The organism is Stutzerimonas sp. C6.4V (genome assembly GCF_058536345.1).
Window position 1 is genome coordinate 756455 of the sequence record NZ_JBZUBM010000001.1, and the last position, 16103, is coordinate 772557.

A 16103-nucleotide genomic window follows, 5' to 3' on the forward strand; every position below is an offset into this window, starting at 1 on the left:
GATACTCCGGATGTAACGTCGCGCGGCCTGTGGCGTTCGTCTATTGCCGCGGGTTCGTTTTCGCCGGCTGGTGTAGCCCAGCTTGCGGTTCACTTCTCTAATAGGTGCTTCGAGCATGACCATCACTCAAACCAACCGCTGGCTGTGGTTGGCGGGGCTGTTGTTTCTCGGCTGGCTGGTCTACCAGCTTTCTCCCATTCTTTCGCCTTTCCTTGTAGGCATCCTGCTCGCTTATCTGGGTGACCCTCTGGTCGATCGACTGGAGCGCTGGAAGCTCTCGCGTACCTGGGGGGTGATTCTGGTTTTCGCGCTATTCAGCCTGCTGTGCCTGGTATTGCTGTTGGTCTTGGTGCCGATGCTCGGTAAGCAGCTGATGCATCTGTATCAGCTGGCGCCCATGGCACTGGATTGGCTGCAGATGACTGCACTGCCGTGGGCCCAGCTGCAATTCGGGCTGGACGATGATTTCTGGCGCTTCGACCAACTCAAGAGCGCGTTTTCCGCCAATCTGGGCAATACCAAGGATATGGTCGCCGTGATCCTCAGCCAGGCCACCGCTTCGAGCATCGCGCTGCTGGCATGGCTGGCAAACCTGCTTCTGGTCCCCGTGGTCTGTTTCTATCTGCTGCGGGACTGGGACCTGATCATGGCCAAGCTGCGCATGCTGTTGCCGCGGCGGCGGGAAGCGACGGTGATGGCGTTGATGCGCGAATGCCATGAGGTGATCGGTGCGTTCCTGCGCGGACAGTTGCTGGTGATGCTGGCCCTGGCAGTGGTCTATTCTGCTGGGCTGATGCTGGTGGGCGTTGAACTGGGGCTGCTGATCGGCGTGCTTGCCGGTCTCGCCAGCATCGTGCCCTACATGGGGTTTGTGGTCGGCATAAGCGCGGCATTCATCGCGGTACTGTTCCAGTTTGGCCTCGATCCCTATCCCCTGCTCGGTGTGGCGGCAGTGTTTACCGTGGGACAGATGCTCGAGGGTATGCTGTTGACGCCACTGCTGGTGGGTGACCGCATTGGCCTGCACCCTGTCGCGGTGATCTTCGCGGTGCTGGCGGGTGGCCAGTTGTTCGGCTTTACTGGCGTCTTGCTGGCATTGCCTGTGGCCGCGGTAATCATGGTGTTGCTGCGGCATGTTCATGATCTCTATAAACTCTCCGACCTTTACGCAGAGCCTTCTGCCGCCTCGGTCGAACCACCCAGCCAATCATGAAACCCATCCAGCTTCCCTTGGGTATTCGTCTTCGCGACGATGCCACCTTCGCCAACTTCTATCCTGGCGCCAACGCCGCAGCGCTGGGCTATGTCGAGCGCATCTGCTCGCCAGAGGCAGGCTGGTCCGATGAGCTGATTTATCTGTGGGGCAATGCCGGTGTCGGGCGCAGCCACTTGCTCCAGGCGGCGTGCCTGCGCGTTGAGCAGCGCGGCGAACTGGCGATTTACCTCCCTCTTGCAGACGTTGCGCAATATGGGCCGGCACTTCTGGACAATCTGGAACAGAGCGAGCTGGTATGCCTGGACGATCTGGATGCGGTGGCGGGCGATCCTGTCTGGGAAGAGGCGCTATTTCATCTGTTCAACAGACTGCGCGACAGCGGTCGTCGCTTGCTGCTGGCCGCCGATGCTTCGCCGCGGGAGATCACCGTTCAGTTGGCGGATCTGAAATCTCGTTTGAGTCTGTCGCTGGTCTTTCAGCTCCAGGAGCTGTCCGACGAGGACAAGCTCCGCGCGCTGCAGCTTCGTGCCTCGCGCCGGGGGCTGAGCCTGCCCGATGATGTCGGGCGATTCATCCTGACGCGGGGCGTGCGAAACATGAGTGCTCTGTTCGACCTGCTCGACCGGCTCGACCAGGCGTCGCTGCAGGCGCAGCGCAAGCTGACCATCCCGTTCCTCAAACAAACGCTTGGTTGGTAACTGACGCATCCTGGCAAAGAAGCCGGTGCGTTAAATGCTGCTCATCCGCCTGGGTGCGCTGCATAGAGGTTGCGTCAGCTTTCGCCTGCCATCTTTCGCTCGTACTGATAGGCCCATCGCGTGTAGAGCAGGGCGCTGGTGAACAGCGCCAGGCTGATCAGTGCCTCAAGCCAGCCATACAGCATCCGCGCCGGATCGATGGCGGCCAGTACGCCCTGAATGAAGTACAGGTTGACGATAAAGCAGGTCCAGGCGTGAGCGCGCGGACTTCCGGACAGCATGCCGGGCGCGACCAGCACCAATGGAATCAGCTGGATGCTGATGACCACCCAGGTCCGTGCGCCATGCAGGTCGGCAAATACCAGATTCCATGTCGTCAGGAGCACGGCAAGGCCGATAAAGCTGGCCAGGCTGACTGCACGGCTGAGCTTGACGCGCGGGGTCAGCCATTCGATTGAGGGCAGGGGTTTCGGCTTTCTAGCCACGGTCATTCTCCAGACGCTTGGCGGTCTGCGCGAGGCGTTGGCCCAGTGCGCGACAAAGGGCGATTTCATGCTCATCCAGCTGGCGCTTGCCGTCCGTGCCGGCATGGTGGCTCGGTCCGTAAGGCGTGCCTCCGCCCCGGGTTTCGAGCAGTGCGTTCTCGCTATAGGGCAGCCCCAACACCAGCATCCCATGGTGCATCAGCGGGATGAGCATCGACAGCAGGGTGCTTTCCTGGCCTCCGTGGAGGCTTGAAGTCGAAGTGAATACACCAGCCGGCTTGCCCACCAGCTCTCCGGTGAGCCACAGCGTGCTGGTGCCGTCGAGAAAGTACTTCAACGGGGCAGCCATATTGCCGAAGCGGGTTGGGCTGCCAAGCGCCAGGCCTGAACAGCGCTTGAGGTCGTCGAGAGTTGCGTAGATTGCGCCTTCCACGGGGATTTGAGGCGCCACGGCTTCGCATTCAGCGGAGACAGCCGGAACCGTACGTAGCCTGGCCTCCAGTCCGCCCTGCTCGACGCCGCGAGCGATGTGCCGAGCCATCTCAGCAGTTGCCCCGTGACGGCTGTAATACAGAACCAGGATGTAAGGTTCGCTCATGGCAGCAGCTCCAGCACCTTTTCCGGCGGACGGCCAATCACCGCTGCGTTGCCCACCACCAGGATGGGCCGTTCGATCAGGCGGGGGTGAGCGACCATCGCCTCGATGAGCTGGGCATCGCTCAGCGACGGGTCAGCGAGCCCAAGCGCCTTGAATTCGTCCTCACCGCTGCGCAACAGCTGCCGGGCAGATATGCCCAAACGGTGGAGCAGTTGCTTGAGTTCGAAGGCTGAAAGTGGTGTTTCCAGATAGCGGACGACCCTTGGGGTAAGGCCGCGTTGTTCGATTAGCTCCAGCGCGCTCCTTGATTTCGAGCAGCGTGGATTGTGGTAGAGGACGAGTTCGGTCATTTGTGGTTGCTTCGCGCCAGTGTAGTTGGCCATTCTAACCTTCATTGCGGCACTGCCTGAAACGCTGGTCCCAAGCGGAGGTCAGCAAAAGGGGTAATCATTCGCTTCCAGCTGGCCTGTCATCGGCCGTGACTCGCCAACGAGGAGATGGATTTGCAGCAACGGATCAACGACCTGATGGAATTCTGCCGTTTCCTTGTGCAGCGATTTTTGGCCGATCGCGGCCCGCACAGTGCCGCGGCGCTGACCTACACCACCCTGTTCGCGGTCGTTCCGATGATGACCGTGACCTTTGCCATGCTGTCGGCCATTCCAGCCTTTCAGGGCGTAGGCGAGCAGATCCAGATGTACATCTTCAGCAATTTCATTCCTTCGACCGGGGCCACCATCCAGGAATACCTGATCGCATTTACCGACCAGGCGCGACAATTGACCTGGTTCGGTGTTGGCTTCCTGATGGCCACGGCCCTGATGATGCTGCTGACTATCGAAAAGGCGTTCAACGTGATCTGGCGGGTGAGGCAGCCGCGGCGGGGCATGTCGAGCTTCCTGCTCTACTGGGCCATCCTCAGTTTGGGGCCGTTGCTGCTGGGTGCGGGTTTCGCCATGAGTACCTACATTACCTCGCTGTCGTTGATATCGGGACCCCACGCATTGATCGGTGCGCGCACGATTCTGAAGGTAATGCCCCTGGTGTTCAGCGTCGCCGCCTTCACCCTCATCTATGCGGCAGTACCCAATACACGAGTACCGCTCAAGCATGCGCTGGCCGGTGGGCTGTTCACGGCGGTGCTGTTCGAGGCAGCCAAGCAGCTGTTTGGTCTCTATGTCAGCTATTTTCCCAGCTATCAGCTGATCTACGGTGCGTTTGCCGCGGTGCCTTTGTTCCTGCTCTGGGTCTACCTCTCCTGGATGATCGTGCTGTTTGGTGCCGAGCTGGTATGCGGCTTGTCATCGTCGGTGCAGTGGCGACGGAGATCAGTGCCGCGCCTGCTCGTCATGTTGGGGTTGCTCCGGGTGCTGTATGACAGCCAGCGGGCGGGCCGGGAGGTTCGCCTGCGCGACGCACATCGTCAGGGCTGGCGCCTGCCTGAGGATGAATGGGACGAAATCCTGGAGTTTTTCGAGCGGGAAAAACTCGTCTGCCGAACCGGTTCGTCGGGTTGGGTGCTGTGTCGAGACCTTGGACACTACAGCTTCGATCGCTTGCTTCGCAGCAGCCCATGGCCGCTTTCCGGCCTGCAGCAACTGCCGGAGCATCTGGACGAGCCCTGGTACCCGACGCTGCGTCAGTCCCTGGAGTTGCTACAGCAGGAACAGGCCAATCTGTTTGGCGGAAGCGTTGCCGACTGGCTGCAGGCCAAACGGGTATAAGCTGACTTCGTCTTCACAAGGTAAATACGCATGATCAATCGCTTGAATGGCCTGCTGGCGGGCGTGTTTGCCTGTCTCGTACTGGCGGGCTGCAACGAAAGCTGGGGTCCGGACCAACACGGAGCGGAGGTAACGCCAAGCCAGCTCGATAAGCAATGGCTGCTGATCAATTACTGGGCTGAATGGTGTGGGCCGTGCCGTACCGAAATCCCTGAACTGAACACTCTGGACGCTTCTCGAGACGATGTGACCGTGCTCGGAGTCAATTTCGATGGTCTGCAGGGTGACGAATTGCGGGATGCCGCCAAGACGCTTGGGATCGATTTCAGGGTGTTGAGCCTGGACCCTGCCGAGCGGCTCGACCTGCCACGTAGCGCGGTGCTGCCGGTCACCTACATCGTCGATTCTGAAGGAGAAGTGCGGCAAAGCCTTGTAGGCGAACAGACCGCCGAAGGTCTGGCCATGCATCTGGCACGATTGCAAGAGGGCCCGTAAGGCGCTTCGGCGGTACCATTCCTGTTACGGCTTTACGTACCAGAAGTCCTGCCAGAAGCCGATGACCTTGGCCGGGTATTGGGGTTTGCCAAGGCTGCCGTTATAGCGCGCCAATGCCCGGTTGATATCACCATTCTCCTTCTTCAGGTAATAGCTGAGGATGGTGCAGCCGTAGCGAAGATTGGTCGCGTTATCGGTGAGGTTGTCCTGCGGGCGCCCCAGTTCGGCCTTCCAGAAGGGCATGATCTGCATCATGCCCTGCGCACCTACGCTGGAAATGGCGAAACGATCGAAATGACTTTCGGCATGGATAAGCGCCAGTACCAGATCCGGTTTCAATCCTGCCTTGCTGGCTTCTTGATGCACCAGTCGAAGCAAGGTCAAGCGTTCCTGCGCATCCGGTACGTATCGCTTGAGTCGTGTCGACATATCCAGCAGCCAGACCTCGGCATCGAATCGGTCGGCGAAGCTCTCTGCCTCCGCGACGGTCCGCTGCATAAGGTCACGCAGTTCGGGTTCTGGTGCCTGGCGAAGGCTGGCGAACGCCGGCCAGGCGATGCTCATCACCGTCAGTAGCAGAAGTCCGCGCAGCAGCTGCATGGATCTCAGTCGTCACTGCCTGAATCGCTCGCCTGGCGACCGGCGTCCTGCATGAGGCTGCGCAGGAATTCCTGCTGCAGATCGGGATCATGGCGCGTCAGCTCGATCAGGCTCTGCTCGAGTTCGCTGGCTTCTTCTTCGAGGCCGAGCTCGGACAGCCGCTTGACGCGGTGCACCCATTGGCTGACATCGTCACCTTCCAGGTCGTCGAAAATAAGGTCATGCGCCTCAAGCAGTTTGCCCCGCAGGCTTCGGCTGACCAGGAGCATGGCGGACGCGGCTGTGGTGTCCTGTGGGTCTTCGACCTCCAGCTCAAGCCTGCCCACCTGACTGATGTCCTGGTCGGCGAAAGGTCCATCGAGCAGGTTCAGCCGCAGGATGCCGTTGCGGTCGGTGACCAGCTCGTGGATCTCGGGGCCAGCGGTGATTCGTACCGGTCTTTCGGCCCAGGGCAAGCTTGAGTACTCAAGCCGGGCGTCGCGGCGTTGTTCATCAAGGCTTGCAAGGTTCTGCTGCGAGCGGCCGTTGGATTCCACATTGATGAAGGGGTTGAGTCCGGCAAATCCGTAGCTGATCCAGTCGCGAGTCGCGCTTTCCGGCACGTTGCCAAGCATCACCACGTTGAGCAGATTGGCGCCGACGCCTCCAGCTACAGCAAACGCCCCCAGAGGAATTTCATAGAGTTCGCGCCAGGCCTGGTAGGGCGTATAGCGGTCATAGCGGCGGGTCACTTCGAAGTCGGTGACCTCGAAGGTTTTCTGATCAAGCACGCGGATGCGCCGCTGAGGGAGCTCAAGCAGCGGTTCGCCCACTTCGATACGCAGGCTGTGGTCAAGCAGCTTGCGCTCGGTACGAGCTTCGTGTTCGCTGCGTTGCGGTAGCTGATTGGCGCAGCCACTGACCAAGAGCGCCACGCAAAGCGTGGCGCAGGCTGAAGCACTTCGGTTGAGCATGTTTTCCGTCAGCGACTGGCGCGTGATGTTATGAACTCGAGGATATCTGCAGCGGGAACTGCCTGGCTCTGGGCATCGCGACGATGCTTGTATTCCAGCGTGCCTTCGGCAAGCCCGCGATCGCCGATGACGATTCGATGAGGAATGCCGACCAGCTCCATGTCAGCGAATTTGACGCCAGGACTGGTCTTTTTGTCACGGTCATCGAGCAGAACGTCGTAGCCCGCTGCTGTGAGCTGTTCGTAAAGGCTATCCGTGGCAGCGCGGACGGCTTCGTTCTCGTATTTCATGGGCACCAGTGCAATCTGGAAAGGCGCAAGCGCGTCTGGCCAGAGAATGCCCCGGTCGTCGTAATTCTGCTCGATCGCCGCGGCAACGACACGTGATACACCAATGCCATAGCAGCCCATGGTGAGTACGACAGGCTTGCCGTTTTCACCCATCACGCTGCAATTCATTGCCTCGCTGTATTTGGTGCCCAGCTGGAAAATGTGACCCACTTCGATGCCGCGCTTGATGACTAGCGTGCCGACTCCGTCCGGGCTTGGATCGCCAGCTACGACGTTCCGCAGATCGGCTACTTCAGGCAGCGGCAGGTCGCGCTCCCAATTGACGCCAAAATAATGCTTGTCTTCCTGATTCGCTCCCGCCGCGAAGTCGCTCATCAATGCGACCGAGCGGTCAACGACGCAACCGATAGGCAGGTTCATCGGGCCCAGCGAGCCAGGGCCGGCACCCATCGTAGCGCGGATCTCTGCTTCAGACGCGAATAACAGTGGACTCTGGACCTGCGGCAGGTTCGCCGCCTTGATCTCGTTCAGTTCATGGTCCCCGCGTACCACCAACGCAACCAGTTGCCCTTTCTCGGCACCATGGACAACCAGTGTCTTGATGGTTTTCTCGATGGGTAACTGGAACTGCTCGACCAGCGCAGCGATTGTCTTGCAGTTGGGTGTATCGACCAGGCGCAATTCTTCAGTCGCCACAGCCCGCTCGGTTTCGCGCGGAATGGCCTCGGCTTTCTCGATATTCGCTGCGTAATCGGAGGTGTCACTGAAGGCGATGTCGTCCTCGCCGGATTCGGCAAGTACATGGAATTCATGGGAGCCGGTGCCGCCAATCGACCCGGTATCGGCCTGCACCGGACGGAAGTTCAGTCCCAGGCGGGTGAAGATGTTGCAGTATGCCTGGTGCATGCGATCGTAGGTCTGCTGCAGTGACTGCTGATCAGCATGGAAAGAGTAGGCGTCCTTCATGAGAAATTCTCGGCCACGCATCAGGCCGAAGCGCGGGCGGATTTCATCACGGAACTTGGTCTGGATCTGGTAGAAATTGATCGGCAGCTGCTTGTAGCTGTTCAGCTCGTTGCGCGCCAGATCGGTGATGACTTCTTCGTGCGTCGGGCCTACGCAGAATTCACGGTCATGGCGATCCTTCACGCGCAGCAGTTCGGGGCCGTATTGCACCCAGCGCCCCGATTCCTGCCAGAGCTCGGCAGGCTGAATTGCCGGCATCAACACTTCCAGCGCTCCGGCCTTGTTCATTTCTTCACGTACAATCGCCTCAGCCTTGCGCAGTGCGCGCAGACCCATTGGCATCCAGGTGTAGAGCCCTGAAGCCAACTTGCGAATCATCCCGGCACGCAGCATCAGCTGGTGGCTGATTACCACGGCATCGGAAGGCGTTTCTTTGAGGGTCGAGAGCAGGAACTGACTGGTGCGCATGTGGCCGTTGTGTCCTTGCAGAGCGGAGAATTTGGCTCGGCATTGTACGGTGGCGGCACGATGGCGTACAGAATCGATCGGCTGGTTGTCAGCTACAACGAATAAGCCCGGCGTGGGCCGGGCTTATCGTGTTGCTCGAGCTACAGCTGATGAGCCTGGGTTACAGGATGCTCAGCGGGTACTCGACGATCAGGCGGGTATCGCTCAGGTCATTATCCAGACCGTTGGTGGCGTTATAGAACGCCTGGCGAACGCGCAGGGACAGATCCTTGGCGGGACCTTCCTGGAACACGTACTTGGCTTCCATATCCCATTCGCGTTCTTCCGCGTCCGAGTTGCCGGCGCCCATGTTGATGTTGCTGCCATCCACATAGCGGGTCATGAAGCTCAGGCCCGAAACGCCGTAGGCGGCCATGTCGAGGTCATAGCGGACCTGCCAGGATTGCTCGTCTTCGTAATAGAAGTCGGAGTACTGGACCGAGTTGCTCAGCCAAACAGTGCCGCCACCGTCTATGCCGTAGAGATAGCCATTGGTGTCGTAGCCGCCATGCGACTTCTGATACGCGACAGTGAACTTATGAGCGCCAACGCCGTAGGAGGCGGCCAGGCTCCAGATTGTGTTGTCTTCGTCGCTGCCGGTGTTCGTGAATTCTGACTCGTAGTCGGTCTGGTAGATATTGAAGTCAAAAGCCAGCGACTGGTCTGCGTCGAGCGCCATGTTGTAATTAACGTTGCCGTATATCTTCTCGAAGGCGTCCTTTACATCCGAGTAGTACAGCGAGGTGCTCAGGCTGTCGCTGAGCGCATAGGTGCCGCCGACGAGGTTGATCTCTTTAAGGCCAACGGAGTCATGGTCGCTTTCGGATTTAGCACTCAGTGCAGTAAAGCGACCGACGTTCAATTCAAGCCCATCAATCTCGCTGCTGGTGATGAGGCCGCCGCGTGCGGTTTCCGGCAGCAAGCGAGCATCATCTGTGGAAAATACAGGCAGTGCAACGAACTGGGTACCGTATTTCAGTACGGTGTCAGATACGCGAAACTTGACTGCAGCGCCGGCCTGAGAATAGTCGTCTTGTGGGCGGCCTTCGCTGTCGCGAGGAAATATATCTGGCCAAGCGCGGTCAGTACCGCTGTCAAGCTTAACGCCTAGCAAGCCAATCGCATCGACACCGACGCCAACGGTGCCTTGAGTAAATCCGGATTCGAAAGTACCGATGAAGCCGTGGCCCCAAGCTTCGCGATAGCTTTGAGACGCGTCTCCGCGGAAATCGCGGTTCATATACAGGTTGCGGTTCAGAATGGTCAGGCTGCTGCCTTCGACAAAGCCTTCGGACTCGGACTGGCTGGAAGCCAGGGCCATTTGCGACGTGCCGGCCGCAACGGCCATGGCGATAACGCTCCACTTCATCACTTTCATTCGTGATTGCTCCTTTGGTTTCAACTTGGTGCTTGCTTTCCCGCGTGCGCCGGAAAGAGGCATCTTTATTTATCGGTATACAAGCTCAAATCAATCCATGTTTGCTTAGCCAGTCTTGGCCTGCAGCAAGCCTTGGAAGTATCTCCGAGCATTACTGTTTAGCTGGGTAAACTAGCGAGGGCAAGCTTAACTCAGCTATTTCGGATTTTCTCCCCCCTATTTTGGGCGCTGTCAGCTTTAAGCAATAAGCATGCACAAAGTCGCAAAGCCGTTCCGATAGGGCGGGCGTGGAAGGTTTGCGTCACTATGCCGCGTGGAGGTTGCGCGAGGTGTCAGCGGTCGATGCACTCGGTTGGTGCGACGGGGTCTGGTTGTGCATCAACTAAGGTTGCAATTCTGGCTGGTAGAATCCCTTGGCTATCTCGACACCTTTTACTGGAGTGCAGGTATGTTCGTTCTCGATGCGCGACTGGCGCAAGACACCTTCGTCATTGGCGATTACCCCTTGTGTCGTTTGCTGCTGATGAACGATGCAACCTATCCCTGGTTCATACTGGTGCCTCGCCGTGAGGTGGTCAGCGAGTTGTTTCAGCTCGATGCGGCGGACCAGCAGAGACTCTGGGTAGAGGCTGCCAAACTGGCGGAGACGCTCAAGGACACCTTTGCGGCAGACAAGATGAACATTGCCGCGCTTGGCAATGTTGTCAGCCAGCTTCATGTCCATGTCATCGCGCGTCGTAAGGATGATCCTGCTTGGCCTGCTCCCGTCTGGGGTTATCAGCCTGCCACGTCATATAGTGACGACCAGGTCGCGGCCATCCGTTCGAAGCTCGAACTGGTGCTGACCGACGACTTCAGTTTTGTGGGGTAGCGCAATGGATATGGAAAGACGCATCACCGACCTCGAAACCCGTCTGGCTTTCCAGGACGATACGATACAGGCGCTGAACGACGTGCTTGTTGCCCAGCAGCGCGTCGTTGATCAACTGCGGGCGCAGCTTGGTGCGCTTGCCAGGCGGCAGGAGGAAATGCAGGGCCGGATCGGTGCGTCCGAGGAAGATGAAGCGCCCCCGCCGCACTACTGACGACAGCGGGGTTTTCCCTCGGCTGGTGCGGCTCTGTTGCACCGGTCTGCTTAGGTAGGAACGACGTCTTCGGCCTGCAGACCCTTGTCGCGCATCATGATCGTGAATTCGACGCGCTGGCCTTCGACCAGAACGCGGTGACCCTCGCCGCGAATGGCACGGAAGTGTACGAATACATCGTCACCGCTATCGCGCGAAATGAAGCCAAACCCTTTCGATGTGTTGAACCATTTAACGGTGCCGGCTTCGCGCTCCGCTGATGCGGACGGTGTTGCGGCCGTACGCGGCTTTGCTGTCCGGCCCGTCGACTGGGAGGAGCGGCTGCGTGCTGAGCGTTCGGGGCGTGATTGTGTGCTGGCGGCCAGATTGAGCAGCACGGCGATCATGGCGAATAACAGGCTGGCGACTGTCACTGGCTGCCCGGCAAGGGCTGCAAGCGGGATGAGCAGGGCGGCTGCCTGAACCACTGCAGCGGCTATCAGAAGTGCAGACGCGCCTACGATCAGCGGATTAACGCGGTCCTGGGTGCGGCCCTGAGTCGCTGCGAACTGCACGTTCAGCAGACCAAGCAGCAGCAGGCACAAGGCTTCAGGTTGGGTCAGAGGCGGCAGGCCTCCAGAAAAGCTGGGAACAAATGACAGTACAAGGGCAACAGCGCCCGTCAACACGTGGACGATCTTAAGCATTTTAATGACTCACAGTTAAACAGCACGATAGATAGCACGGCGTGCGCTGGGCAATATGAAGGCTCGAGCGGAAGAAGGCGGCTGCTCGGTGACGAGCCCAGGCGACGACGCGGGCGTATTTAACAGTAAAGAGGGGCGCCGCTCAAATGGCTTGTCCAGAGGTGCGGTGCGGGTGTTGCGCGGCTATTGGGGACGCACCAGCCAAGGCAGTCCTGCCCGCCCTGGCTGATGGATAAAACGTATTTAGCGGGCAAGCAGGCTGCGTAGCATCCAGGCGGTCTTTTCGTGGACCTGCATGCGTTGGGTCAACAGATCGGCCGTAGGCTCGTCACTGACCTTGTCCAGCAGCGGAAAAATACCGCGTGCAGTTCGCACTACTGCTTCCTGGCCTTCGACCAGCAGCTTGATCATTTCGTCAGCCGAAGGAATGCCTTCCTGCTCCTTGATGGAGGAAAGCTTGGCATAGGCGGCATAGGTGCCCGGTGCAGGGAAACCCAGGGCGCGAATACGCTCTGCGATATCGTCGACGGCAACAGCGAGCTCGGTGTACTGGGTTTCGAACATGGTGTGCAGGGTGTTGAACATTGGCCCCGTCACATTCCAGTGGAAGTTGTGGGTTTTCAGGTAAAGCGTATAGGTGTCGGCCAGCAGGCGGGACAAGCCTTCTGCGATGGCAGCGCGGTCCTGTTCGGCAATACCGATGTCAATTTCCATGGTTTTCTCCCGTTGGTGAACTTAATGCCAGTTATGCCAGAAAAACAGCCCTGGCGTGAGGGATGTTTGCATAGCGTATGGTATTGCTTTGAAGGGTTTAGTTGCGCCGGGTTCAAAATCTGGTGGCTATGCTACTGATTGAGCATGCCTATCCGCGCGGCTGCGCCAGTGCGATTTAGCAGATATAATCCCGCGCTTGTGCCAGGCAGCTCCAATCCGAACATTGCCCAGTGCGCTGTGTCCTGTATCTGAGATGACTGCAGCCCGGTCTGTCTCGCGGGCACGCCAGTCGTGCTGGCTGCTCATCGCGAGCCGAGCCACCCAAACGAACTTTCAAGTTACGAGAAGCGAACCCCCACCATGATGCGCAGCCACTATTGCGGCCAGTTGAACGAAAGCCTGGACGGCCAGGAAATCACTCTTTGCGGCTGGGTTCACCGTCGCCGTGACCACGGCGGGGTCATCTTCCTCGATGTGCGTGACCGTGAGGGACTGGCTCAGGTCGTGTTCGATCCCGATCGTGCCGAAACCTTCGCCGCCGCAGACAAGGTGCGCAGCGAGTACGTAATAAGGATTACCGGCAAGGTGCGCCTGAGGCCGGCCGGTGCGGTTAACCCGAACATGGCGTCTGGCGCTATCGAAGTGCTGGGTTACGAGCTCGAAGTCCTCAACGAGGCCGAAACCCCGCCGTTTCCCCTCAATGAGTACAGCGATGTTGGCGAGGAGACGCGTCTGCGTTATCGCTTCATTGATCTGCGTCGCCCGGAAATGGCCGAGAAGCTCAAGCTGCGCTCGAAAATCACTGCCAGCATTCGCCGCTATCTCGACGAGAATGGCTTTCTCGACGTAGAAACGCCGATTCTCGGTCGCCCCACCCCTGAGGGTGCGCGTGATTATCTGGTGCCTAGCCGGACCCATGCCGGTAACTTTTTCGCGTTGCCGCAATCGCCGCAGCTGTTTAAGCAGCTACTGATGGTTGCGGGTTTCGACCGCTATTACCAGATCGCCAAGTGCTTCCGCGATGAAGACCTGCGGGCGGACCGTCAGCCGGAATTCACCCAGATCGACATCGAAACCAGCTTCCTCGAAGAGTCCGACATTATCGGCATCACGGAAGGCATGGTGCGCAAGCTGTTCAAGGAAGTGCTGGGCGTCGAGTTCGGCGAGTTCCCGCACATGCCGTTCGAAGAAGCCATGCGTCGCTATGGCTCCGACAAGCCGGATCTGCGTATTCCGCTCGAACTGGTCGATGTTGCCGATCAGCTGCAGCAGGTCGAATTCAAGGTTTTCAGCGGTCCGGCGAATGATCCCAAGTGCCGCGTCGCCGCGCTGCGCGTCCCGGGCGGTGCGAGCATGCCGCGTAAACAGATCGACGACTACACCAAATTCGTCGGCATCTATGGCGCCAAGGGCCTGGCCTACATCAAGGTCAACGAGCGCGCCAAGGGCGTGGAAGGCCTGCAGTCTCCGATCGTGAAGAACATCCCGGAAGACAAACTCAACGTGATCCTTGATCGGGTTGGTGCTGTCGACGGCGACATCGTCTTCTTTGGCGCGGACAAAGCCAAGATCGTATCCGAGGCGCTGGGCGCGCTGCGCATCAAGCTCGGCCATGACCTGAAGCTGCTGACCTGCGAGTGGGCGCCGATGTGGGTGGTCGACTTCCCGATGTTCGAGGAGAACGATGACGGCTCGCTCAGCGCGCTGCATCACCCGTTCACTGCGCCGAAATGCACGCCGAAAGAACTCGAGGCCAACCCTGCAGGTGCGCTGTCGCGTGCCTATGACATGGTTCTTAATGGCACCGAGTTGGGTGGCGGTTCGATCCGTATTCACCGCAAAGAGATGCAGCAGACCGTGTTCCGCATCCTGGGCATCGATGAGGCCGAGCAAGACGAGAAATTCGGCTTCCTGCTCGACGCGCTCAAGTTTGGTGCGCCGCCCCACGGCGGCCTGGCCTTCGGCCTCGACCGTCTGGTGATGCTGATGACTGGTGCTCAGTCGATCCGCGAAGTTATCGCATTCCCGAAAACCCAGAGTGCCGCCGATGTCATGACGCAGGCACCGGGTGCGGTGGATGCCAAGGCATTGCGAGAGCTGCACATCCGGCTTCGCGAACAACCCAAAGCCGAGTGAAGGCGCAAGAGCCCAGGGAAACCTGGGCTCTTGGTTTCAGCACGATGAACAGTTGATCAGAAAGGGAGGCAGTTAATGGCTGGTCATTCCAAATGGGCCAACATCAAGCATCGCAAAGGGCGCCAGGACGCCAAGCGCGGCAAGATTTTCACCAAGATTATTCGCGAGCTGACCGTCGCCGCGAAGAGCGGTCCTATTCCTGCAGACAATCCACGCCTGCGCCTGGCAGTCGATAAGGCACTGGTTGCAAATATGTCGCGCGACGTGATTGACCGCGCCATTGCGCGTGGCGCCGGCAATAACGAGTCGGACAATGTCGTTGAGCTGACCTATGAAGGTTATGCCCCCAGCGGCGTGGCCATCATCGTCGAGGCCATGACCGACAACCGCAACCGCACGGCGGCCGAAGTCCGTCATGCGTTCAGCAAGCACGGCGGAAACCTGGGCACCGACGGCTCGGTTGCCTACATGTTCGATCGCAAAGGGCAGATCAGCTTTGCGCCGGGGGTGGATGAGGACGCACTAATGGAGGCGGCGCTGGAAGCCGGCGCTGACGATGTGGAAATGGGCGAGGACGGCTCGGCCCTGGTCTCGACCAGCTTTGCCGAATTCCACGCCGTCAACGAAGCCCTGAGCGAAGCTGGATTCAAAGCCGAAGAGGCGGACATCGCCATGATTCCCTCAATCGCCGCACCTTTGGCCGATCTTGAAACCGCGCAGAAAGTGCTGCGCCTGATCGATGCGCTGGAAGACCTGGACGACGTGCAGAATGTCTACCACAACGCCGAAGTCCCGGATGAAATCATGGAGCAGCTGGACTGACCCGCTGTGGCGATCACGAGCCGGAAGCCACCCCAGGGTGCTTCCGGCTTTTCATTTTGGACTTGGCGCCGCTTCTCGTTATGTCGCTGGTCGCCGCGGCATAGCCTCCTTATACTTGCGCCTGGATAAATAGACAGTACGGCGGCTGCATGACGCTTATCCTGGGCATCGACCCTGGTTCACGAATTACCGGCTATGGTGTGGTGCGCGATACCGGCCGCCATTGCGAGTATGTGGCGTCTGGCTGCATTCGCACCGGCAGCGGCGAACTGTCCGCCCGCCTGCAGGCGGTGTTTGTCGGCGTCAGCGAAGTGATTCGTCAGCATGGACCTGTGACCATGGGCATCGAGCAGGTGTTCATGGCCCGCAATGCGGATTCTGCGCTCAAGTTGGGTCAGGCTCGAGGCGCAGCCATCGTCGCTGCTGCGGAGCAGGGGCTGGAGATCGCCGAATACACCGCCACACAGGTAAAGCAGGCCATCGCAGGCACTGGTGGGGCCGACAAGCAGCAGGTGCTGATGATGGTCATGCATCTGTTGAAACTCACCCAGAAGCCCCAGATCGATGCGTCGGATGCCCTGGCGATCGCGCTGTGTCACGCGCATCATCGCCAGAGCCTGATTCCGCATGGGCTGGCGACCGCCAAGCGACGAGGCGGACGGCTGCGACTGTAATCACACCGCCTCGACCCATCCGTCGAGGTACTGGTAGAACAATCCGGCCCGTAGCTGTGTTGCGGGCTGCAAGAGG

At 59.3% G+C, this 16103-nt stretch carries 18 protein-coding genes; 9 read left to right on the top strand and 9 right to left on the bottom strand.

All coding sequences use genetic code 11. From position 1 onward, the window contains the following. Positions 1–115 precede the first annotated feature (115 nt). Both AC4LFW_RS03600 and hda read left to right on the top strand, forming a co-directional pair. Entirely contained in the window at positions 116–1213 is a 1098-nt protein-coding gene (locus AC4LFW_RS03600; protein ID WP_491817864.1) for an AI-2E family transporter, read from the top strand. Next, entirely contained in the window at positions 1210–1914 is a 705-nt protein-coding gene (hda, locus tag AC4LFW_RS03605) for a DnaA regulatory inactivator Hda (RefSeq protein ID WP_491817865.1), read from the top strand. Before AC4LFW_RS03600 ends, hda begins: the two co-directional genes overlap by 4 nt. 74 nt (positions 1915–1988) lie before the next feature. Here the strand turns inward: hda and AC4LFW_RS03610 are convergent, their stop codons facing one another. From AC4LFW_RS03610 to arsC, 3 genes are read right to left on the bottom strand one after another with little or no spacing between them, the layout of a single operon-like run. Beyond that, complete coding sequence (locus AC4LFW_RS03610) at positions 1989–2399, bottom strand: DUF2069 domain-containing protein (RefSeq protein WP_491817866.1); 411 nt, start codon at positions 2397–2399, stop codon at positions 1989–1991. Beyond that, positions 2392–2997 (bottom strand): NAD(P)H:quinone oxidoreductase, encoded by a 606-nt coding sequence (gene wrbA / locus AC4LFW_RS03615; protein WP_491817867.1) that lies wholly within the window; start codon positions 2995–2997, stop codon positions 2392–2394. The genes AC4LFW_RS03610 and wrbA overlap by 8 nt, the downstream gene beginning before the upstream one ends. Then, complete coding sequence (gene arsC, locus AC4LFW_RS03620) at positions 2994–3347, bottom strand: arsenate reductase (glutaredoxin) (protein ID WP_491817868.1); 354 nt, start codon at positions 3345–3347, stop codon at positions 2994–2996. Before arsC ends, wrbA begins: the two co-directional genes overlap by 4 nt. Positions 3348–3500: 153 nt before the next feature. Here arsC and AC4LFW_RS03625 point away from each other — a divergent pair, with 153 nt between their 5' ends. Together AC4LFW_RS03625 and AC4LFW_RS03630 are read left to right on the top strand one after the other, a co-directional pair. Continuing rightward, a complete protein-coding gene (locus tag AC4LFW_RS03625) occupies positions 3501–4721 on the top strand; it encodes a virulence factor BrkB family protein (protein ID WP_491817869.1) in 1221 nt (406 codons plus the stop codon). Between the two features lie 30 nt (positions 4722–4751). Further along, on the top strand, positions 4752–5216 hold the full coding sequence (locus tag AC4LFW_RS03630; protein ID WP_491817870.1) for a TlpA family protein disulfide reductase: 465 nt from the start codon (positions 4752–4754) through the stop codon (positions 5214–5216). A gap of 24 nt (positions 5217–5240) precedes the next feature. Here the strand turns inward: AC4LFW_RS03630 and AC4LFW_RS03635 are convergent, their stop codons facing one another. The 4 genes from AC4LFW_RS03635 to AC4LFW_RS03650 all read right to left on the bottom strand — a co-directional run bounded on the left by AC4LFW_RS03635 (position 5241) and on the right by AC4LFW_RS03650 (position 9910). Beyond that, entirely contained in the window at positions 5241–5816 is a 576-nt protein-coding gene (locus AC4LFW_RS03635) for a transglycosylase SLT domain-containing protein (protein ID WP_491817871.1), read from the bottom strand. 5 nt (positions 5817–5821) lie between these two features. Next, the gene (locus tag AC4LFW_RS03640) at positions 5822–6769 is read right to left on the bottom strand and encodes a hypothetical protein (protein WP_491817872.1); all 948 of its coding nucleotides are present in this window, start codon (positions 6767–6769) and stop codon (positions 5822–5824) included. 8 nt (positions 6770–6777) lie between these two features. After that, on the bottom strand, positions 6778–8493 hold the full coding sequence (locus AC4LFW_RS03645; RefSeq protein ID WP_491817873.1) for a proline--tRNA ligase: 1716 nt from the start codon (positions 8491–8493) through the stop codon (positions 6778–6780). A 160-nt stretch (positions 8494–8653) separates the two neighbouring features. Further along, the gene (locus tag AC4LFW_RS03650; RefSeq protein ID WP_491817874.1) at positions 8654–9910 is read right to left on the bottom strand and encodes an OprD family porin; all 1257 of its coding nucleotides are present in this window, start codon (positions 9908–9910) and stop codon (positions 8654–8656) included. A gap of 448 nt (positions 9911–10358) precedes the next feature. Here AC4LFW_RS03650 and AC4LFW_RS03655 point away from each other — a divergent pair, with 448 nt between their 5' ends. Next, entirely contained in the window at positions 10359–10781 is a 423-nt protein-coding gene (locus AC4LFW_RS03655; RefSeq protein WP_491817875.1) for an HIT family protein, read from the top strand. Between the two features lie 4 nt (positions 10782–10785). After that, a complete protein-coding gene (locus tag AC4LFW_RS03660) occupies positions 10786–10995 on the top strand; it encodes a SlyX family protein (protein WP_491817876.1) in 210 nt (69 codons plus the stop codon). A gap of 50 nt (positions 10996–11045) precedes the next feature. Here the strand turns inward: AC4LFW_RS03660 and AC4LFW_RS03665 are convergent, their stop codons facing one another. Both AC4LFW_RS03665 and AC4LFW_RS03670 read right to left on the bottom strand, forming a co-directional pair. Then, entirely contained in the window at positions 11046–11681 is a 636-nt protein-coding gene (locus AC4LFW_RS03665; protein ID WP_491817877.1) for a cold-shock protein, read from the bottom strand. A 243-nt stretch (positions 11682–11924) separates the two neighbouring features. Continuing rightward, on the bottom strand, positions 11925–12395 hold the full coding sequence (locus AC4LFW_RS03670) for a Dps family protein (RefSeq protein ID WP_491817878.1): 471 nt from the start codon (positions 12393–12395) through the stop codon (positions 11925–11927). A gap of 360 nt (positions 12396–12755) precedes the next feature. Here AC4LFW_RS03670 and aspS point away from each other — a divergent pair, with 360 nt between their 5' ends. The 3 genes from aspS to ruvC all read left to right on the top strand — a co-directional run bounded on the left by aspS (position 12756) and on the right by ruvC (position 16027). Beyond that, on the top strand, positions 12756–14531 hold the full coding sequence (aspS, locus tag AC4LFW_RS03675) for an aspartate--tRNA ligase (protein ID WP_491817879.1): 1776 nt from the start codon (positions 12756–12758) through the stop codon (positions 14529–14531). A 75-nt stretch (positions 14532–14606) separates the two neighbouring features. After that, a complete protein-coding gene (locus AC4LFW_RS03680; protein ID WP_491817880.1) occupies positions 14607–15353 on the top strand; it encodes a YebC/PmpR family DNA-binding transcriptional regulator in 747 nt (248 codons plus the stop codon). Between the two features lie 149 nt (positions 15354–15502). Continuing rightward, positions 15503–16027, top strand: coding sequence for a crossover junction endodeoxyribonuclease RuvC (ruvC, locus tag AC4LFW_RS03685; RefSeq protein ID WP_491817881.1), 525 nt, complete (start codon positions 15503–15505; stop codon positions 16025–16027). Positions 16028–16103 lie beyond the last annotated feature (76 nt).